Source organism: Marisediminicola sp. LYQ134, assembly GCF_046599635.1.
Classification (GTDB): Bacteria; Actinomycetota; Actinomycetes; order Actinomycetales; family Microbacteriaceae; genus Marisediminicola.
Genome location: NZ_JBKIWP010000003.1, coordinates 173,848 through 193,486, shown reverse-complemented (window position 1 = coordinate 193,486; position 19,639 = coordinate 173,848). Strand labels below are relative to the sequence as shown.

17 protein-coding genes and 1 pseudogene are annotated in these 19,639 nt (G+C 68.4%); 11 read left to right on the top strand and 7 right to left on the bottom strand.

Annotated elements, in window-relative coordinates:
- A pseudogene (locus ACLHIH_RS14135) lies at positions 1 to 611 on the bottom strand (hypothetical protein); the annotation flags it as partial.
- A gap of 156 nt (positions 612 to 767) precedes the next feature.
- Between ACLHIH_RS14135 and ACLHIH_RS14130 the strand changes: the two are divergent.
- The 7 genes from ACLHIH_RS14130 to ACLHIH_RS14100 all read left to right on the top strand — a co-directional run bounded on the left by ACLHIH_RS14130 (position 768) and on the right by ACLHIH_RS14100 (position 8,958).
- Positions 768 to 2,804, top strand: a complete 2,037-nt coding sequence (locus ACLHIH_RS14130; RefSeq protein WP_411317483.1) for a glycoside hydrolase family 127 protein — start codon at positions 768 to 770, stop codon at positions 2,802 to 2,804.
- A 32-nt stretch (positions 2,805 to 2,836) separates the two neighbouring features.
- On the top strand, positions 2,837 to 4,123 hold the full coding sequence (locus tag ACLHIH_RS14125; protein WP_411317482.1) for an ABC transporter substrate-binding protein: 1,287 nt from the start codon (positions 2,837 to 2,839) through the stop codon (positions 4,121 to 4,123).
- The gene (locus ACLHIH_RS14120; RefSeq protein ID WP_411317481.1) at positions 4,120 to 5,070 is read left to right on the top strand and encodes a carbohydrate ABC transporter permease; all 951 of its coding nucleotides are present in this window, start codon (positions 4,120 to 4,122) and stop codon (positions 5,068 to 5,070) included. Before ACLHIH_RS14125 ends, ACLHIH_RS14120 begins: the two co-directional genes overlap by 4 nt.
- Positions 5,067 to 5,966 (top strand): carbohydrate ABC transporter permease, encoded by a 900-nt coding sequence (locus tag ACLHIH_RS14115; protein WP_411317480.1) that lies wholly within the window; start codon positions 5,067 to 5,069, stop codon positions 5,964 to 5,966. The genes ACLHIH_RS14120 and ACLHIH_RS14115 overlap by 4 nt, the downstream gene beginning before the upstream one ends.
- 156 nt (positions 5,967 to 6,122) lie before the next feature.
- Positions 6,123 to 7,163, top strand: a complete 1,041-nt coding sequence (locus ACLHIH_RS14110; protein WP_411317479.1) for a LacI family DNA-binding transcriptional regulator — start codon at positions 6,123 to 6,125, stop codon at positions 7,161 to 7,163.
- A 35-nt stretch (positions 7,164 to 7,198) separates the two neighbouring features.
- Complete coding sequence (locus tag ACLHIH_RS14105; RefSeq protein ID WP_411317478.1) at positions 7,199 to 7,960, top strand: SDR family NAD(P)-dependent oxidoreductase; 762 nt, start codon at positions 7,199 to 7,201, stop codon at positions 7,958 to 7,960.
- Positions 7,960 to 8,958: an acetamidase/formamidase family protein gene (locus ACLHIH_RS14100; RefSeq protein WP_411317477.1), complete on the top strand. Its 999-nt coding sequence runs from the start codon at positions 7,960 to 7,962 to the stop codon at positions 8,956 to 8,958. The genes ACLHIH_RS14105 and ACLHIH_RS14100 overlap by 1 nt, the downstream gene beginning before the upstream one ends.
- Here ACLHIH_RS14100 and ACLHIH_RS14095 read toward each other — a convergent pair.
- Positions 8,955 to 9,575, bottom strand: coding sequence for a TetR/AcrR family transcriptional regulator (locus ACLHIH_RS14095; protein WP_411317476.1), 621 nt, complete (start codon positions 9,573 to 9,575; stop codon positions 8,955 to 8,957). The genes ACLHIH_RS14100 and ACLHIH_RS14095 overlap by 4 nt on opposite strands.
- Before the next feature lie 80 nt (positions 9,576 to 9,655).
- Here ACLHIH_RS14095 and ACLHIH_RS14090 point away from each other — a divergent pair, with 80 nt between their 5' ends.
- Complete coding sequence (locus tag ACLHIH_RS14090) at positions 9,656 to 10,060, top strand: DUF1304 domain-containing protein (protein WP_411317475.1); 405 nt, start codon at positions 9,656 to 9,658, stop codon at positions 10,058 to 10,060.
- A gap of 71 nt (positions 10,061 to 10,131) precedes the next feature.
- On the top strand, positions 10,132 to 11,109 hold the full coding sequence (locus ACLHIH_RS14085; protein WP_411317474.1) for a zinc-binding dehydrogenase: 978 nt from the start codon (positions 10,132 to 10,134) through the stop codon (positions 11,107 to 11,109).
- Positions 11,110 to 11,294: 185 nt separating this feature from the next.
- On the opposite strand, the gene ACLHIH_RS14080 is transcribed toward ACLHIH_RS14085, so the two are convergent.
- From ACLHIH_RS14080 to ACLHIH_RS14070, 3 genes are all read right to left on the bottom strand, one after another.
- Positions 11,295 to 12,644 (bottom strand): DUF222 domain-containing protein, encoded by a 1,350-nt coding sequence (locus ACLHIH_RS14080; RefSeq protein ID WP_411317473.1) that lies wholly within the window; start codon positions 12,642 to 12,644, stop codon positions 11,295 to 11,297.
- A 290-nt stretch (positions 12,645 to 12,934) separates the two neighbouring features.
- On the bottom strand, positions 12,935 to 15,706 hold the full coding sequence (locus ACLHIH_RS14075) for a phosphoenolpyruvate carboxylase (RefSeq protein WP_411317472.1): 2,772 nt from the start codon (positions 15,704 to 15,706) through the stop codon (positions 12,935 to 12,937).
- A gap of 58 nt (positions 15,707 to 15,764) precedes the next feature.
- Positions 15,765 to 16,514 (bottom strand): MerR family transcriptional regulator, encoded by a 750-nt coding sequence (locus ACLHIH_RS14070; RefSeq protein ID WP_411317471.1) that lies wholly within the window; start codon positions 16,512 to 16,514, stop codon positions 15,765 to 15,767.
- 80 nt (positions 16,515 to 16,594) lie between these two features.
- On the opposite strand from ACLHIH_RS14070, the gene ACLHIH_RS14065 reads away from it, so the two are divergent.
- The gene (locus tag ACLHIH_RS14065) at positions 16,595 to 17,008 is read left to right on the top strand and encodes a DUF1801 domain-containing protein (RefSeq protein WP_411317470.1); all 414 of its coding nucleotides are present in this window, start codon (positions 16,595 to 16,597) and stop codon (positions 17,006 to 17,008) included.
- Between the two features lie 20 nt (positions 17,009 to 17,028).
- Here ACLHIH_RS14065 and ACLHIH_RS14060 read toward each other — a convergent pair whose 3' ends face one another.
- Together ACLHIH_RS14060 and ACLHIH_RS14055 are read right to left on the bottom strand one after the other, a co-directional pair.
- A complete protein-coding gene (locus ACLHIH_RS14060) occupies positions 17,029 to 17,502 on the bottom strand; it encodes a YdeI/OmpD-associated family protein (protein ID WP_411317469.1) in 474 nt (157 codons plus the stop codon).
- Positions 17,503 to 17,511: 9 nt separating this feature from the next.
- Complete coding sequence (locus ACLHIH_RS14055) at positions 17,512 to 19,059, bottom strand: MFS transporter (protein ID WP_411317468.1); 1,548 nt, start codon at positions 19,057 to 19,059, stop codon at positions 17,512 to 17,514.
- Positions 19,060 to 19,125: 66 nt separating this feature from the next.
- On the opposite strand from ACLHIH_RS14055, the gene ACLHIH_RS14050 reads away from it, so the two are divergent.
- Entirely contained in the window at positions 19,126 to 19,632 is a 507-nt protein-coding gene (locus ACLHIH_RS14050) for a MarR family winged helix-turn-helix transcriptional regulator (protein ID WP_411317467.1), read from the top strand.
- Positions 19,633 to 19,639 lie beyond the last annotated feature (7 nt).

Below are 19,639 nucleotides of genomic sequence, written 5' to 3'. Positions count from 1 at the left end.
AACGGCAACACCTGGGTCTCGAACTCCGCCCGCTCCGCGGCATCGAGGGTCATCGACTCGTCGGCGATGATGACCGCGTGCCGCTCGGAGAACCGGCCCTCGCCGAGCCGCGCCAGCGTGGTCGGCAGATCATCGACGAGAGCGCGGGCCCTCGCCATGAGAGTTTCGGCGGTCCGCTCGGGCAGCAACAGCGCCGCAGCGATCTCCGCGCGCAGGGCCCGGGCGAACATCCCGAACCGATCTCGCGCCGCAGCCGAGCTCCGCTCTCTGTGGCGGCGGAACTCGTCAACCCGCACGAAACGATTCGCGGCCAGCCTCGCCTCGTCGCGTTGCACGAGTTGCAGGTCGTCGAGGAGCGCGTCGCCGTGCTCGATCTCCGCGATGGCAGGGTCGAGTTCGACGTGCAGCAGGTGACCGTCGTCGGAGGGTGAATCCTCCCGCTGACCAGTCAGTTCCTCGAACTTCATGCTCTGAGACAACACCGCACCACCGACATTCGACGTCCCGCTGACGGCACCGCACGTGGCACCGATCCGCCCTCGTTGTACAACCGTTATCAGCCTCGATCTCGCGGTGCGCACCAGCCCCGCTAACCCCACGGCTGAGCTCACAATCGCGCCGAAGAGCCATGATCGACGCGGTCGCACAGATCCGACGACCGCGCCGCATCGACAAAATCCGCCTATTGACGATTTAGTACATCGATGTAGATACTCGTAGTACAACGATGCACACGCGGCCCGACGAGGGGCTCGAGGAGGACGACGATGACCTTTGCACCCACGGCCGATCACGCGGCCCGGCCCGCCGCCGGCACCGGCACCGGCACCAACACCGGCACCAACACCAACACCAACACCAACACCGACGCCAACACACCCATGGCGACCGACGGCCCCGTGTCGCCGACCCGTCGCGACTCGACCGTGTTCCGTCCCCTGGGCCACAGCGCGGTGAGTCTCACGAACGGGTTTCTCTCCGACTGGCAGCGCACCAATCGCGTCGGCACCATTCCCCACGCGATCGACCAGCTCGAGGTCTCGCAAGCACTCAACAACATCCGTCGCGTCACCGGCGAGCACGACGGCGAGTTCGTCGGCTTCCAGTTCGCCGACTCTGACGTCTACAAAACCCTCGAGGCGATCGGCTGGGAGGCGGGGCGATCGGATGTGACCGAGCTCATGCCGTTCGTCGAAAGCACGATCGACCTCCTCACCCGCGCACAACAGCCCGACGGCTACCTGAACTCGCACTACCAGGTCGACAAAGCCGACCTCGAGCTCGCCCCCGGCGAGCTGCGCTGGGGCCACGAGCTCTACTGCCTCGGACACCTCCTGCAGGCGGGCGTCGCGTGGGCTCGCACGACGGGCCGTCGCGATCTTCTCGACATCGGGTTGCGCTTCGCCGCCCTCGTCGACGAGCGTTACGGCCCCGAGGGTGAGCGCGGCGTCGACGGGCACGCCGAGATCGAGACGGCTCTCGTCGAGACCTACCGCGTGACCGGAGACGAGCGCTGGCTCACCTTGGCGAGGCGTTTCATCGACCTCCGCGGCCACCAGCTCGTGGGCCCCGACCCGCTGGGGTACCCCTACTTCCAGGAGCACGAGCCGATCCGTTCGGTGACCGAGGCGACCGGCCACGCGGTGCGGCAGCTCTACCTCGCTGCCGGCGCCGCCGACGTCGTCACCGAGACGGGAGACGCCGACCTCGAGGCGGCCCTCGAACGCATCTGGTCGAGCGTGCACGAGCACAAGATGTACATCTCGGGCGGCACGGGCTCCCGCCACCGCGACGAGGCGTTCGGGGACGCCTACGAGCTGCCGCCCGACCGCAGCTACAGCGAGACGTGCGCCGCGATCGCGAACTTCCAGTGGAACTGGCGCATGCTCCTCCTCACCGGTCAGTCCCGGTTCGCCGACGAGATGGAGCGCGGGCTCTTCAACGCGATCGCCGTCTCGACGGCCACCGACGGTTGCTCGTTCACCTACGCCAACCCGTTACAGTTGCGAACCGCGGCTTCCGGCGGCGGCGAGAACGCGCCGGCACGTCGTCAGCCCTGGTTCCGGTGCGCGTGCTGCCCGCCGAACCTGGCGAGGCTCGTGAGTTCGCTGCACGACTACGTGGCGACGACGAGCGAACACGACCTGCAGATCCACCTCTTCACCGCGGGCACGATCGCGCTCGGCGAGGTGGGTGGGGCAGCCACGACCGCGACTGTGAGCACCGACTATCCGTCGCACGGCACCGTGACGATCGACTTCGATGCGCCCTTCGACGGCGGTTCGGTTCTGCTGCGCCAGCCCGGTTGGGCGACCGACACCGCAGGCGACATCACCGTGACCGTCGACGGTCGGGATGTCTCACCGCTCGTTCGCGACGGATACCTCGTGATCGAGGCACGCGACGCCCCCATCTCCTCGATCCGGTTGAGCCTCCCCCTCGAGCCGGTGGTTCGACGACCACACCCGTTCGTCGACGCGTCCCGAGGCACGATCGCCGTCACCCGCGGCCCGATCCTCTTCGCGATCGAACAGGCCGACCTGCCCGAGGGTGTGACGCCCGAGGAGGTCGTGGTCCCCGAGCATCCGACCGTCACCGTGGCCGAGCCCGACCCGGTGCTGGGCACCCGGATCAGCATCGCGAGCGCGCGACAACGCCCCGGCGCGGGGGTTCCGCTCTACAGCACGTCGCTCGACGTCGACAGCCTCGTCGATCCGACAGAGTTCGACCTCATCGCCATCCCGTACCACCGCTGGGGCAACCGCTCCGAGGGCGGCATGCGGGTGTGGCTGCCCACCAGCTGACCGACTCCCCTCTTCCCTGAGAAAGGCACGCAATGACGCGAACCACTATCAAGGCCCTCGCTCTCACGACGATCGCGGCCACCGCACTGACACTGTCGGGGTGTTCTCCGGCGAACTCCTCAGACGGCGACACCGTCACGCTCTGGATCCGTGACTACCAGCGCGAGCTCGTCGAGCCGCTCGCCGAGGCATACAACGCGAACAACGAGACGCAGGTCGAGATCACTCTCGTGCCCACACCCACCTTCGTGCAGAAGCTCGCGACCGCGGTCGCGGGAGGCAATCCGCCAGACATGGCTTCGCTCGACCTCGTCTTCACCCCCTACTTCTCGCAAGCCGGGGCGATGGTCGACATCACCGACCGCGTCGAGGCTCTGCCCTACGCCGACGACCTCAGCCCGGCACACGTCGCGCAAGCGCAGTTCGACGACCGCGTCTACGGCGTGCCGTTCACCGGCGACGCGAGTGTGCTGTTCTACAACAAGACCCTCTTCGCCGAGGCGGGTCTCGATCCCGAAGACCCGCCGTCGACGCACGCCGAGATACTCGAGGCGGCGACGGCGATTCGTGAGCTCGGCGGTTCGAACTACGGCTTCGCCTTCTCGGGAGCGTGCGGAGGCTGCAACATCTTCAGTTTCACTCCGCTCATCTGGGCGAGTGACGGCAGCGTGCTCTCTGACGACGGCCGCGATGCCGAACTCGACTCGCCGGAGGTCACCGATGCCCTCGAGCTCTACCGCGACCTGTGGGAGGCCGACACGATGCCGTCGCTCGTGCGCACCGACAACGGCCCGAACGCGGCGACGGCCTTTCTCGAAGGAGTGGTCGGCATGCGTGGGGATGGCACGTCGTTCCTCGGCACACTGGCCGCCGAAGACCAGATCGACTTCGGCGTCGCGCCCCTGCCGGGCAAAGACGGCGGGTCGGCCTCGTTCGCCGGCGGAGACAACCTGTCGATCATGGCCGGGTCGGAGAACCCCGACGGCGCGTGGGACTTCTTGCAGTGGGCCACCGATGTCGAGGCGCAGACGATCCTCGCCGACCAGTCGGTGCTTCCCATCCGACTCGACCTTCTCGACTCGATCTACATCCCGGGCGACCCGCGACGACAGGTGTTCGCCGACGCTCTCGCGGTCGGTCAGGTTCCGTACAGCCCGGTCGAGAACGAGATATTCAACGACAACAACGGCGTCTGGGCGACCATGATCTCGCGCGCGGTGTTCGACGGCGACATCGATGCCGCGCAGCGCGAGGCGCAGGTGTCGGCCCAATCGATACTCGACGAGGTCGTGTACGACGACGAGGAGCTGAACCGATGACCGCCCCCGTGATCACCAGGGCCACCACCTCCCTGCACAACCCGACCGGTCGGGTGCGGCGCCGCGCCGGCTCGGTCCAGCGCAACCGCCGCATCACCGGCGTTCTCCTCGTGCTGCCGGCGCTGCTGTTGCTCGCGACCTTCTTCATCTACCCGCTCATCCGCACGGTCGTCATATCGACGTTCACGTGGCCGTTGCTCGGCAACCGGGCCTTCATCGGTCTCGACAACTACGTCACCGCCTTCGGTGACTCCGCGTTCCTCGGCGCTGTCGGGTTCACGCTCGTCTACACGCTCATCCTCACCCCCGTTCTGCTGATCGTCGGGCTGGCCCTCGCCTCCCTCGTTCAGCGGCGAACCCGGGCAGCTCGCATCTTCCAGACGATCTACTTCCTGCCGGTCGTCATCGGGCTCGCGAGTGCGAGCTACCTGTTCCTGTTCATGTGGCAGCCCGTCATCGGGCCGACCACGAACCTGCTCGCGAGCATCGGCGTGCTCGACGTCACCACGAACCTGTTCGGCGAGACCTCGGGTGCGTTCCTGGTGATCTTGCTCATGGTGACGTGGAAGACGGCTGGCCTGCAGATGCTCCTCCTGCTGTCGGGATTCCAGTCGATCCCCGGCGAAGTCAACGAGGCCGCCGCCGTCGACGGCGCCACAGGGTGGCAGCGTTTCGTGCACATCACCCTGCCGCTGCTGCGCCCCACGCTCGCCCTCGTGCTCGTGTTCTCGGTCGCGGGGTCGCTGCTCGCGTTCGACCAGTTCTACATCCTCACGGCCGGCGGGCCCGACAACAGCACGATCACGGCGGTCTACCAGATCTTCCGCTCGTCGTTCATCCAGCTCGACCTCGGTTACGGCGCCGCGCTGTCCCTCCTCCTCATGCTCATCCTCGGCCTAGTGAGCGCCGCGCAACTGTTGCTGCTCAGAAACTCGGATCACTCATGACCACTGCTACCGCTCCGTCCACAACCGCCACTGTCGGCACCCCACCCGCTGCACCCGCGACGCGACGTCGACAGGGTCGCATCGCCGAAGTGCGCAGCTCGATGCCTCGCGCCGCGTGGGCGATCATCTGCACCGCTCTCGCCGTGCTCGTGCTCTACCCTCTCGCGGTGCTCGTCGTCACGGCGCTCACGGGGCCTGACGGCAGTCTGAGCCTGTCGAACTTCGCCGGGCTCGCATCGCCCACAGCGGGCATCAGTTTGCTGACGGGCCTCGGCAACAGCATCTTCGTCTCGCTCACCGTGACTGCCGTCACCGTTTTCGTGTCGACGCTCGCGGGCTACGCGTTCGCGCGCCTCCCGTTTCCGGGGAGCAACATCGTGTTCTTCGTGGTGCTCGTGACCTTCATGATCCCGTTCCAGGCGATCATCACACCGCTGTTCCTGACACTCATCCAGGTCGGGCTCCACGACAGCCTTTTCGGCCTCGCGCTCGTGCTCGCGACATTCAACCTGCCCTTCGGCATATTCCTCATGCGCAACTCCTTCGCCGCGATCCCGCTCACCCTCGAAGATGCCGCACTGCTCGACGGCAACACCCCCCTCCAGGCCGCGCGCCGCATCATGCTGCCACTCGCGGTGCCCGGGCTCGTGTCGACGGCACTTCTCACCTTCTTCGCGGCGTGGAACGACTTCTTCGCCACCCTCATCCTCATCAACGATCAGTCGAAGTACACCTTGCCCGTGAGCTTGAGCATCCTGTCGGCGGGGCAGAACAACGCCGTCGACTGGGGGCTCATGCAAGCCGGTGTCGCCGTCACCGTCGTGCCGTGCATCGTCATCTACCTCCTGCTGCAGAAGTACTACGTCGCGGGCCTCATCAGTGGAGCGGTCAAATGACCCCCGCATCCACAGAATCACCCGACCCGTGCGCGCGCCCGTGTCGTGGAACGCCGTGCGCCTTGCGAAGGGCTGATTCGGGCTAGGCGGCCCGGGGCGGCGGCTCCGGAGGTCCCGGTGCTGTGTCACAGTGGCTGGTGTGACACGAAAGACGCCATGGCCGCGACGATGACCGATGTGGCCGCGCGTGCTGGCGTGTCGGTGAAGACGGTGTCGAACTTCTTCAACGGTTACCAGTACATGCGGCCAGACACCCGTGCGCGCATCGAGGCCGCAGTGGCCGAGCTCGACTACCGCATCAACCGGTCGGCGCGGGCGTTGCGCTCCGGTCGAACGCGGATGATCGCGCTCGTGCTGCCCGAGCTCGACCACTCGTATTTCGCCCAGCTCGCTCAAGAGATCATCGATGCCGCAGACGAGCGCGGCCTCACCGTGATCGTCGAAACCACCCGGGGTCGCCGCGACCGTGAGCTCGCCGCGGTCACCGGCATCGCGGGTCAAGTGGTCGACGGAGCCATCTACGGCCCGGTGGCGCTCGGGCCCGACGACGCTCGACACATCGACGAGGCTTTTCCGCTCGTCGTCATCGGCGAGCGCCTCGTCGAGGGTCTCGGCGACCACGTGCTCATCGCCGACCTCGAGGTCGCGCGAACCGCCGTGACGCACCTCACTGCGCTGGGGCGCAAACGCGTCGTTCTGCTCGGCGTCAACGACTCGCCGCTACCGCGAGGGTCGGCCTTGAGACGGCTCGGGGCTGAGCAGGCTCTCACCGAGGCGGGCCTCGCCGTCGACCCCGAGCTCGCGCTGCCCGTCACCGAGTGGCACCGGCAGGAGGGCGCCGAGGCGATCTCCGGCCTGCTCGACCGCGGTGTCGCCTTCGACGCGGTGTTCGGGTTCAACGACGCGCTGGCCCTCGGCGCCCAGTGGGAGCTGCAGCGACGCGGACTCACCGTGCCCGACGACGTGGCCGTGATCGGCGTCGACGACACCGAAGACGGCCGCTTCGCCCAGCCGCCACTCACCACGGTCTCCGCCGGACGCCAGTCGATCGCGCACCTGACAGTCGAGTTGCTCGTGCGCCGCATCGAGCACGGGCGCCCCGCGGCCGGCTTCTCCACCCACCTCATGCCGCACGAGCTCGTGGTGCGCGGGTCGACCGTGACGCTGTCCTCCGCACCGAACACCCCGGCACACTAAACATCCCGGCAACACAACGCTGGCATGATCTGGTCATGGACCTCGATCTCACAGGCAAAACAGCTCTCGTCACCGGCGGAACGAAGGGCATCGGGCGCGCGATCGTCGATGCCTTCGTGGCGGAGGGCGCCAATGTGGCGTTCTGCGCGCGCGACACAGACGAGGTCGCGGCCGTGCAGGCTCTCTACGCCGATGCCGCACCGACGGTGGTCGGCTCGGTGCTCAATGTGCGCGACGCCGAAGCCCTCACCGCGTGGGTCGACGACACCGCCGTGAGCCTCGGCGGTATCGACATGGTCGTGGCCAACGTGAGCGCCCTCGCGATTCCCGACACCACCGAGAACTGGGTCGAATCGTTCGAGGTCGACCTCATGGGCACCGTCAACCTCGTGAAGGCGTCGCTGCCCTACCTCGAGAACAGCCTGGCGCCGTCGATCGTCGCGATCTCGAGCGTCTCCGGTCGCGAAGCCGATTTCGCGTCGGGACCCTACGGCACCACCAAGTCGGCGATCATCGGCTACATCTCCGGTCTCGCCCTCCAGCTCGCGGAGAAGGGCGTGCGCGCCAACGTCGTCTCGCCCGGAAACACCTACGAGCCTGGCGGCGTGTGGGCGGGCATCGAGACCGGCGACCCCGCTCTCTACTCGATGGCGATGGGCCTCAACCCGACCGGACGCATGGGAACCCCGCGCGAGGTCGCCGACAGTGTGGTCTTCCTGTCGAGCCCACGATCGAGTCGCACGAGCGGAACCAACCTCCTGGTCGACGGTGCCCTCACCCGCGGCATGCAGTTCTGATGGAGCTCATCGAGTTCACCCCCGAGCGGTCGCAATACGTCTACACGTTCGGCGGCGCCGAGCCGGTGATGCGGGTTCAGCCCGGCACCGCGCTCGGCCTCTGGTCTGAGGATGCCTACAACCACGCGCTCCGCTCCGTCGACGACCTTCCGAGCGCGAACCTCGACGTGCGCTACCTCAACCCTCAGACGGGGCCCTTCTACATCGTCGGCGCCGAACCGGGTGACACCCTCGCGGTGCACATCGTGAGCCTCACACCGGCACGAAGCTGGGGTGCATCCGCGACCATCCCGTTCTTCGGTGGCATGACGAGCACCGATCGCACCGCCTTTCTGCAGCCCGCGCTACCCGAAGCCACCTGGATCTATGAGGTCGACACGGATGCCGGCACCGTCGGGTTCCAGTCACGCTTCGGTGATTTCGAGGTCGCGCTCCCTCTCGCACCCATGCTCGGCACGGTCGGCGTCGCCCCCGCGGGCAGCGAGGTGCGGTCCTCGCTCGTGCCCGAGCGCTTCGGCGGCAACATGGACACCCCCGAGATGAGGGCGGGCACGACCGCCTACCTCGGCGTCAACGTCGAGGGGGCGTTGCTGTCGATCGGCGACGGCCACTACCGGCAGGGCGAGGGTGAGGCGTGCGGCACCGCGGTCGAGGGCGCAATGGATTCGGTCATCATCGTTGAGCTCATCAAGGGCGGCGGGCCGCTGTGGCCACGGCTCGAGACCGACGAGCACTGGATGGTCGTCGGCTCGTCACGCCCGATGGAGGACTCTTGGCGCATCGCCCAGCTGGAGATGATCCGTTGGATGTCGGAGATGTTCGACCTCCACGAGATGGACGCCTACCAGCTGCTCAGCCAGATCACCGAGGCGCCGATCGCCAACGTCGTCGACACCAACTACAGCGTGGTCGTGAAGGTGCCGAAGGTGTTCTTCGCCCGCACGGAGGCGTTCGAGGGAATGCACCGCGAGTTGCGGGGGCGGGCTCGGCGCATCTAGCTGCGGAGCTGGGCAGCGGTAGCAGGGCCGGCACCGGCACCGGCCCTGACAGCCGCACGCGCCGCGTCGATCATCCCGCCCGCAGCCTCCCGGTCGACCCGCACGATCGCCATCGCCGCGAACACGAGCCCGGTGCACGTCGTCACCCGCAGTTCGCGTTCCGCCGCCTCGAGTTCCGGGCGCGCCGCAGCGACCCCGGCATCGACCGCCGCACGCAGGTCGGCGAGATAGCGCGAGATCACCGTTTGCAGGCCCGCCTCGTGACCGAGTGCCGACCCTGTGGCGTTGAGCAGCAGGCATCCGTTCTGCGAGAGGGCGGTGGGCTCGTCGACCAGCGCTCGGCGGAGACCCCGGAGGTAGGTGTCGAGAGCGGATGGCGCGACCTCGGCCAGCAGGAGGGGGGCGAGCCGCGGGCGGATCATGTCGTCGAGATAGGACTCGACCGCGGCGTCGAAGAGCCCGCGCTTGCTGTCGAAGTGGTGGTAGATGCTCGAGCGGTTGAGGCCCGTGGCGGCCTCGAGGTCGGGCACCGCGGTGGCCTCGTAGCCGAGCTCCCAGAACACCTGCCGCGCCGAGCGCACGACCTCGGTCTCGTCGAACAGTCGCGATCGACCCATGCCGTGCCCGCCTTCATCCGTTTGTGAACTGACCGTTTCAGTATATAGTGAAACGATCAGTTCAGAATGAGGAGGATGGCATGGTCATCGTGTCGCTCGTGCTCGCCGGTCTCGCCGCCGCCCTGCACGTCTACATCTTCTGGATGGAGTCGCTCGCGTGGTCGGGCCGCGCCGCGAGAAAGACCTTCGGGCCCGCGACCGCGGCCGAAATCGAGACGACCAGGGCACTCGCCTTCAATCAGGGCTTCTACAACCTCTTTCTCGCGGTCGTCACCGCGATCGGCATCGTCGTCACTGCGGTGAGCGGGTCTCCCGTCGGCCCCGCCCTCGTGCTCGTCGGCACCGGGTCGATGCTCGCCGCCGCGACCGTGCTGTTCGTCTTCTTCGCCGACAAGCGGTCTGCGGCGATTCGCCAGGGGCTGTTTCCGCTGCTCGCGGTCACCGCGACGATCATCGCGGTAGCCCTCGACCAGCTCGCGCTCTGATCGCGCTCTGATCGCCACTCCCTCGAAGCCCACTCTGAAATTCCACCCCCGAAACGAAAGCCGGTAACCCCATGCGCGCTGTCATCCACCACCAGTTCGGTGAGCCCGAAGACGTTCTGACCGTCGAAACGGTCGACACCCCGGAGCCCGGGGAGGGCGAAGTGCGCGTGCGCACCGTGCTGAGCCCCATCCACAACCACGACCTGTGGACGATCCGCGGCACCTACGGTTTCAAGCCGGAGCTCCCCGCGCGGGCGGGCACCGAAGCGGTCGGCGTCGTCGACGCTCTCGGCGACGGGGTCACCTCGCTCCAGGTCGGCCAGCGTGTCGCCACCGGTGGCACGTTCGGTGTCTGGGCGGAGTTCTTCACCGCGAAAGCCGCGACCCTCATCCCCGTGCCCGACGGCATCACCGACGAGGTCGCCTCCCAGCTCGTGTCGATGCCGTTCAGCGCCCTCAGCCTGCTCGACACCATCGACCTCGCTCCCGGCGACTGGCTGGTGCAGAACGCCGCCAACGGTGCGGTCGGCCGTCTCGTGGCGCAGCTCGCCGCCGCGCGCGGCCTCAACGTCGTCGGGCTCGTGCGCCGCGAGGCGGGCGTCGCCGAGCTGAGTGCGCAAGGCATCGGCAACATCGTCGCCACGGATCAAGACGGATGGCGCGACCGCGTGGCCGACATCACCGCGGGCGCCCCGATCACGACCGCCGTCGACTCGGTCGGGGGCGAAGCATCCGGTGACATCGCCTCACTGCTCGCGAACAACGGCACCCTCGTGGTGTTCGGCGCCATGGACTCCCCCACGATGCGGATCTCGTCGGGCACGGTCATCTTCAACAACGTGACCGTCACCGGTTTCTGGGGCAGCACGGTCATGGGGTCGATGAGCGCTGACAAGCGCGGCGCTCTCCTCGGCGAGCTCGTGACCCGCGTGAGCGAAGGCTCCCTCACCCTCCCCGTCGAAGCCACCTACAGCTTCGACGAGGCCCGCGCCGCGAGCGCCGCGAACTTCGCCCCCGGGCGTGCGGGCAAGGTGCTGCTGCGCCCCTGAGCAGAGGCGGTTCGTGGACGGGTGATGGCGAGAGGTGCTGCTGCACCCCCGAATGGAGACGGTTCGCGGGCGGGTGCCGGCGCGAGATCGTTCTCCGGTGCGGACGTGGTGCGGCGAGTGAAGTCGGGTTGTGCAGGGTCGCCGCTCAGGCGCCGCAGCCTCGGCCGGATCGCTGCGACCGGTGTCTAGGGAGTCGCTGGCTGCGGCGAGGCTCGACCGCCGAACGGATGCGTCGCCGCGGTGTCGTATTGCCTGCCCATCGGGCTCGTCCACGTCAGGGTGCCCGACCCATCACGCGCTTGCGTGACACCCCACCCCGCATCCTTCGTCTTGTGATGACCCCGACAGAGATGGGCGAGGTTGTCGTGGGTGGTGTGGCCGTCACCGTTCCACGGGATCGTGTGATCGATGTCGCAGAATCGGGCTCGCCGGGAGCATCCGATGAACCGACAGGTCTCGTCCCGATAGCGGAGATAGCGTTTCAGTTCGGGTGGGACCGCGTAACGGTCTTTGCCGAACGACAGCACCGCCCCGGTCTCAGGGTGGGTCAGAATGCGCGTGAACCCCGTCGCCGTCGCCGCGAGTTCCCGTGCCGTCTCGGGATCGATCGGTGCGACACCCTCGAGCATCCCCGGAGTGGCTGCCTTGCCCATGACTGTGAGCGCGGGAACCACGATCGACACCTCCGAGCGGATGCCGCGCAGCACCGTCGGCACCCGCAGCCCCGTCGGCACCCGCAGCCCCGTCTCGCCATCCCCTGCCGGCAGTAGTGCTCCCTCGTCGGTGAGCGCATCGATGAGAACGTCGGCCTTCAACTGCGTGAGCGTGCGATCCTCGCCGCCGACCTGCAACGACCGCCCGGCGGCGGTGATGCGGTTGTCGATCGCGAACAGCGCCTCGTTGGGTAGGTGCGCCGAGAGCCACCCCATCCCATCTCGCCCGGGTTCGACGATCACCTCGCGCCGCTCGCGGGCGCTCTCGTGCCTCTCCGCAAGGTCGGCACCGTGCACGAGCTCGCGAATCTGCCGGGCTTTCTTCTCGAACAGCCCCGCACGCATCCGCTCCGCCAACGGCAACACCTGGGTCTCGAACTCCGCCCGCTCCGCGGCATCGAGGGTCATCGACTCGTCGGCGATGATGACCGCGTGCCGCTCGGAGAACCGGCCCTCGCCGAGCCGCGCCAGCGTGGTCGGCAAGTCATCGACGAGAGCGCGGGCCCTCGCCATGAGAGTTTCGGCGGTCCGCTCGGGCAGCGACAGCGCCGCAGCGATCTCCGCCCGGAGCGCACGGCCGAACATCCCGGACCGGTCGCGCGCCGCCGCGGGGCTCAGCTCGCGGTGCCGACGGAACTCGTCAACCCTCCGGAAGCGGTTCGCGGCGAGCCGGGCTTCGTCGCGTTGCACGAGTTGCAGGTCGTCGAGGAGCGCGTCGCCGTGCTCGGACTCCGCGACGGCAGGGTCGAGCGCGACGTGCAGCAGGTGACTGTCGCCGGATAGCGAATCCTCCAGCTGACCAGTCAGTTCGTCGAACTTCATGCTCCAAGACAACACCCGACCACCGACATTCTCGGCCGAGAAAACCGATGCGTGTGATCCCTAATCGCGCAACCGTATCGGCAGGACTAGATGCCCCCACGAACAGCCCGCCCATCACCTCGACGACACTCCGGCATCGCGGCACCGCGCCCAAACGACCATCGAACAGTCAACCGGGCCCACTGCCCAAGCGGTCGCGCAACAGCGGCCACACCGCCTACCCGCTGGCGCAGCGGCCACACAACAAACGGCCGAACAACTACCGCCGCACAGCCCGCACAATCCCCGCGTCAGCCGGTGTTCTGCAGCCCCGCGGCCACTCCGTTCACGGTGAGCAACAGCAACTGACGGTCGGCGTCGGTCGCCCCCGTTTCGCCGGGATGACGGAGGGCCCGCAGGGCTCGCAGCTGCAGCAGCGAGAGCGCGTCGACGTAGGGGCTGCGCAAGCGCACCGCGCGGCGCAGCACCGACCGGGTCTCGAGAATGCTGTCGCGTCCGGTGGCGCGCTGCACCCACTCGCGGGTGAGCTGCATCTCGTCCATCACGAGGTCGGCGAGGTCGTCGCGATCGCCGAGCGCGAGGTACCGCGCCGCGAGCCTGCCGTCGGTTTTGGCGAGCGACATCTCGACGTTGTCGATCATCGACCGAAAGAGCGGCCAGTCCCGGTAGGCCGCCCGCAGCTCGGCGTCATCGCCATCGGCAGCGTCGCCGACGGCGGCGAGAGCCGATCCGAGCCCGAACCACCCGGTGAGGTTGATGCGGGCTTGAGTCCACGCGAACACCCACGGGATGGCGCGGAGGTCGGCAAGCGACTCGACCGAAAGGCCGCGGCGGGCCGGTCGCGATCCGAGCGCGAGCAGACCGATCTCCTCCATCGGGGTCACCTGGGCGAACCACGGGGCGAACCCGGGAGCCTTCACGAGGTCGAAGAATCGCGCGCGGGACGCGTCATCCATCACCTTCGCCATCGGAGCGAATCGCGAGGCGGCGGATGCATTCCTCTGCTCGTTCGAGGGGCCAGACGCCAGGAGCGTGGCCGCCGCCATCTGCTCGATGTGGCGAGCGGCGATCTTCTTGTCGCCGTAGTGGGCGAAGATCACCTCACCCTGCTCGGTCACTTTGAAGCGACCGTCGACCGATCCGGGCGGCTGCGCGAGCACCGCTTCGTTGGCCGGCCCCCCACCGCGGCCGAGAGCTCCGCCGCGGCCGTGGAACAGCGTGAGGGTGATGTCGTTCTCGCGGGCCCACGTCGCGATGCGCGACTGGGCGTCGAACAGGGCGAAGGTCGCCGAGACGGGCCCGACGTCTTTCGACGAGTCGGAGTATCCGAGCATCACTTCGAGCCGGCGGTCCGTCGCCGCGAGACGCGCTTGCACCTCGGGAAGCTGGATCATCTCGTCAAGAATCGACACGCTCGCACTGAGGTCGGCGAACGTCTCGAACAGCGGGATGGCGTTGATCACCGGGGCGTCATCCGCACCGAGGGCGAGGGCGGCGAGCTCGTAAACGGTTTTGATGTCGGCAGCCGACTGGGTGAACGAGACGATGTAGCGCGAGAAAGGCTGCGTGCCGTAGCGCTTCTGCAGGCGAGCGATCGTGCGATACACATCGAGCACTTCGACGGTCATGTCGCTGAGTTCGGCGGCGCCGCCCGTCCCATCGGCGCCGGCCACGGAAACATCCGCACCCGACTCCGCTGCCGCCTTCGCCTCCTTCAGCGCCTCGCGGTGCACCTGCGAGTGCTGCCGCACCTCCATCTCGGCGAGGTGGAGCCCGAAGGTCTCGACCTGCCAGATGAGGCCCTGAAGCTCACCGTTCGCGCTGCGGTGCGCGCCGGCCGACCGCAGCGACTCCTGCAGCACCCTCAGGTCGGCGAGCAGCTCTGCCGCCTCGCGGTAGGCCATCGGCTCATCGTTGTGGGTGCGCGTCGCCGCGATGCGCCCGGCGATCACGAGCAGAACGCGCCGGTGCATCTCGAACGGTGCCCGGGTGCCGACCTGCGCGAACAGGGTGGGGGCGAGCTGCTGCTGCGTGTCGGCGAGCGCGAGGAGGTCTGCCGAGGGCGGGGTTCCCTCGTCGCTCAGCGTCAGCGAGCGGCCGACGCGCAGCGCGACCCGCTCGAGACCGAGGAGGATGTGTTCGGCCGCGATCTCGGCGGCTTCGCCGGTGACGTCGGCGGTCACGAACGGGTTGCCGTCGCGGTCGGCGGCGATCCAGCTGCCCAACCGGAAGAACGCGGGCGCGATGGCGGGCTGCAGCCCCGCGTCGTCGCCGCGCAACCAGTCGTCGAGCTTGCGATACACGCGCGGCACGACCTCGAACATCGTCTGGTCGAAGATGCTCATCGCGGTGCGCACCTCGTCGAGCGGGGTCGGACGCTTGGTGCGCAGCGGCGAGGTGCGCCACAGCACGTCGATCTCTTCGAGCAGGCGGCGCTCGACGTCGGCGCCCGACACCGTGCCCTCCGTCGTGGCATCGCGCTCGCCCAGAAGGTCGCCGATGCGACGGATGCCGGTCGACACGGCCCGCCTGCGAGCCTCGGTCGGATGCGCGGTGAGCACCGGGTGAAACCTCAGGTCGGCGAGTCGGCGCGCGACCTCCTCTTCGCCGAGCTCGTCGGTGAGTTCAGTGAGAGCGCCGGGAATGGAGTCGGCGACGACAGCCGACACCGCCTCCCGCGCGCGCAGCACCCGGGCGCGGTGGTGCTCTTCGGCGAGGTTGGCGAGATGGAAATAGCACGTGAACGCCCGCGCGACCTGTTCCGCCCGTTCGGCGGAGAACCCCGCCACGAGCGTCTCGGCGTCGGCGATGCCCGCGTCGTTTCCGGTCTCGTAGGCGTCGATCACGAGCGCCCGCAGCTGCTCGACATCGCGGTAGAGGTCCTCCCCTCCCGACTCACGCAACACGCGCCCCAGAAGGCGGCCGAGCAGGCCCACATCCGATCGGAGGGCGCTGTCGACAGCCTCGCGCGTGGCGTCGCGGCTGGAATCGCGAGTCGAATCGCGGGTCGAATCGCGGGTCGAATCGAACACGGGCGAGTGGGGCGAAGGAGGCATCGTCACGCGTTTACGCTATCGGCACCCCGGGGCACGCCCAACACGAGCGCCCGGCACCCCTCCCCTAGCTCGCAGATTCGAGACGCCCCACCAGCGCATCCCGCACGAACTCCGCGCCCGCCACTCCGCCGTAGTTCGCCGCGAATCTCTCGTCGGCGACATACATCTCGGCGAGCCCGCGCACGTAGTCGGCGAAGTCGTCGCCGGAGGGCGTGCCGGGCACGCTCCGCAGCCAGTCGAGGTGGCGCGCCGCGAGCTGCTGCGCCTCGGGGGAGCCTGCGGAGGTGCCGACTGCCGCGGCATCCGTCCAGTGCCGGTTGAGTTCGTCGACCCGCGACATCCACTGCCGCCTCTCGTCGTCGCTCATGCCGCGCCACCAGGCGTCGGAGCGCGCATAGGCGTCCGCGCCCCAGTGCTCCTCGACCTCGGCTTTGTGCTGCGTGTGGTCGAAGCCGTCGAACATCGTCTCTGCCATCAGGTCGTCCTTTCTCTGGATGCTGGCGATGGTGTGCTCGACGGCGGCGATCTGCCGCGCGAGCCGGTCGTTCTCCTGCCTCAGCAGCGACAGGTGGGTGGTGAGAGCGGATGCTTCGTCGCTCTCGTGGGCGAGCACATCTGCGATCTGGCGCAATCCGAGCCCGAGGTCGCGCAGCAGCAGCACGCGCTGCAGGCGCACGAGCGCGCGCTCGTCGTAGTAGCGATAGCCGTTGCTGCCGATGCGGCTCGGTGGCACGAGGCCGAGCTCGCCGTAGTGCCGTAGCGCGCGACTCGTGATGCCCGTGAGCCGAGCGATTTCTTGAATCGACCGTTCCATGCGAGCCACGCTAGAGGTTGACGCCGCGTCAAGGTCAAGCGGCACGGGCACATCGATTGCGCGAGTGCCACACTGGCCTCATGGCAGAGAACAAGACCGGCCCGACGGATGCGAGCGTCGACGACTTTCTCGCCGCCGCGACCCCCGCGCGCCGACGCGACGACGGCCTGCGCCTCGCCGAGATCTTGCGCGAGGTGACCGGCGTGGAGCCCGTGATGTGGGGCCCCTCGATGGTCGGCTACGGCAGCTACCGCTACGTCTCCCCCGCCAACCCGCGCACCCACGGCGACTGGCCGAAGGTCGCGTTCTCCCCGCGCAAGGCCGCCCTCTCGATCTACGGCCTCAAGGATCTCTCCGAGGGTGCCGCTCTTCTCCCCTCCCTCGGAACCTTCACCGAGGGCGCCGGTTGCGTCTACGTGAAGAAGCTCGAGGACGTCGACCTCGAGGTGCTCAAGCGCCTCATCGCGGTCGCGTGGTCGCGGCCCGACGCGTAACGCCTACCCAGGCGCAGCCCTTACAGCCCCTCCACGAGCGCCCGAACCCGCTTCGCCCGGGTCTTCTCGGTGGCCGCGGAGTCGATCGGCACGAGATGGCGCCGCCGAACCGTCGGCGGCAGGCCGTCCCACACGTCTCGGCGCCCGGCATCCGCTAATGCCTCCGCCAGGTCGCCCGCGACGGGAACCTCGTCGGGGTCGATCGGCGAGAGAAACCCCGTGACCGGGTCTCCCACCTCGAGGCGCAACCGCCGCAGCAGGGATGCTCCCGCCCAGATGAAGACGCCTGAGAATACCGGGGCACGGTTGAGGGCCACGTTCACCTCGACACCCTCGAGCTCACCCGCGACCCGCCTCGTGCCGAGCGCTTCCGCTGCCTCGACGAGCGAGGGCGGCGCCGCGATCACGGTGTAGTTCGACGACCCCCACGGCATGGGGCGGATGAAGTCGTCCACCGCATGCGGCGGACCGAGAAGAGGCCACTCCACGCTCATGGCCGCAGGTTACTGAGCGGACATCCGCTGCGGCTCTGAATCGCCGACCTCTCGCCGGCGCCCGCGCGGCCCGATCACGGCGACGAGTACCGACGCACCGAGCGTGACGATGCCCGCGACCCTCATGGCGTCGGCGGTCCCCTCTTCGAAGGCGCTGCGGATATCTGCGGCGAGCGCCTCACCTCCGACCGGGGCCTGCTCGGCGATCGCGAGCCCCGCACCCGCGCTCTCTTCGATCACCTCGGCTACTTCGGCGGGAACCCCCGCAGGCGTCTCGACGTGTGCGGCGTATCCGACGGCGAGCACCGAACCGAGGATCGCGATGCCGACGACCCCGCCGACCTCCCGCGTGATGTCGTTGACGGCACTCGCGACCGAGCGCCGTTCGGCGGGGATGCCGTCGATGATGAGCACCGTGCCGGGAGTGATGGCGAGACCGAAACCGAGGCCGAACAGCACGACGCCGATGCCCGCGATCCAGAGGTTGGCGTCTCCCGCACCGAGCACGACGGCGAGAAGGATGAAGCCGACTCCCATCACCCCGAGGCCGAGCGCACCGGGCGGTGTCGCCCCGACTCGCGCGATCATCGCCGCGGCGAGGGCGGTTCCGCCGCCCACCCCGACGGTCACGGTGAGCAGGGCGACGGCGGCACCGAGCGGGCTGAACTCGGCCACGATCTGGAGATACTGCGGCGAGATGACGAAGAACCCGAGCGATGCGAAGAACTGCAGCGCGACGATGAGTGACCCGGTGGTCAGCCCGCGCGATCGGAACAGCCGCACGTCGAGTGCCGGCTCACGAGTGCGCAGCTCGTGCACCACGAACGCGGTGAGCGCGCCGGCCGCGAGCGCGTAGGCGGCGATCACGGCGGGGTCGGTGATGCCGAGCGCCGAGGTCCCGATGATGGCCCACACGAGTGCCGCGAGGCCGATCACCGACCAGGCCGCAGCCCAGGGGTCGAGAGAGAGCCCCGGTCGCTTGTTCTCGGCGACGAGCACCAAGGTCGGAACGATCAGCAGAGCGGCGAGCGCCCCGAACACGATCTGGATGCTCGGCCACTCCTGCACTTCGAGCAACGCCCCGGCCACGAGGGTGCCGAGCACGGCCCCGGCCCCACTCACGGCCGACCAGACGCTGATGGCGAAAGCCCGCCGCTCACTCGGATACGCGTCGACGAGCGCCGACAGAGTCACCGGAAACACGGCCGCCGCCCCCGCACCGGCCACGGCCCGCCAGACGATGAAGGTCTCCGGGTCGGCGGAGAATCCGGAGAGGATGTTCGCGGCGGCGAACACGATGAGGCCGACGGTCAGTGTCGTGCGGCGACCGAACCTGTCCGCCGCGATGCCCGCGGGCAGCAGGAGCGCGGCGAAAGCGAGAGCGTAGGCGTCGATGATCCAGGTGAGATCGCTCTGGCTCGCATCGAGGTCGGCCGCGACATCCGGAAGCGCGATCGCCAACGCCGAATTGCCCGCGATCACGAGGGCGAGCGCGATGCACAGCGCGATGAGCAGAAGCCGCAGGCGGGACCGGCTCTCCGTGGCGGTCGACGACATGGTCACCCTTTCGGTCGGAATCCTTATCTTTCGGAAACCATACGTTCAGGACGCTAGGGTGTCAACATGTCGGATGCATGGACGCCAGACCCTTCGGAGCTCGCCGAGCGTGAGCTCACCGACGCGGATGAGGTCTCCTGGGCGTTCCGCGAGGCAAACCGCTCTGCGTCCGAGCTCGACGCCGCCCTCGCACGCCGGCTCGGACTCAAGCACACCGATTACGAGGCGATGGGCCACCTTATGTCGACCCGCGAACCCCTCGGGCCGAACGGTCTCGCCCAGCGCCTCGGCATCACGGCGGCCTCGGCAACCGAACTCGTGGATCGCCTCGAAAGCGCCGGCCACGTCAGCCGCGAGCGCTCGACAACCGATCGCCGCCGTGTCGAGCTACACGCCACCCCCGAGTCGGTCGGGCGCATCATCGCCGAACTGCAGCCGCTCTTCGCCGGCTTCGACCGGATCGCTCAGGGGCTGAGCGAAAGCGACCGCGCCGTCGTGACGGAGTATCTGCGCGCTGTCAGCCGCGAGACCCGGCGCTTCGTCGACGACGACCTCAATCGCGCGGACGAGTAAACGAGAA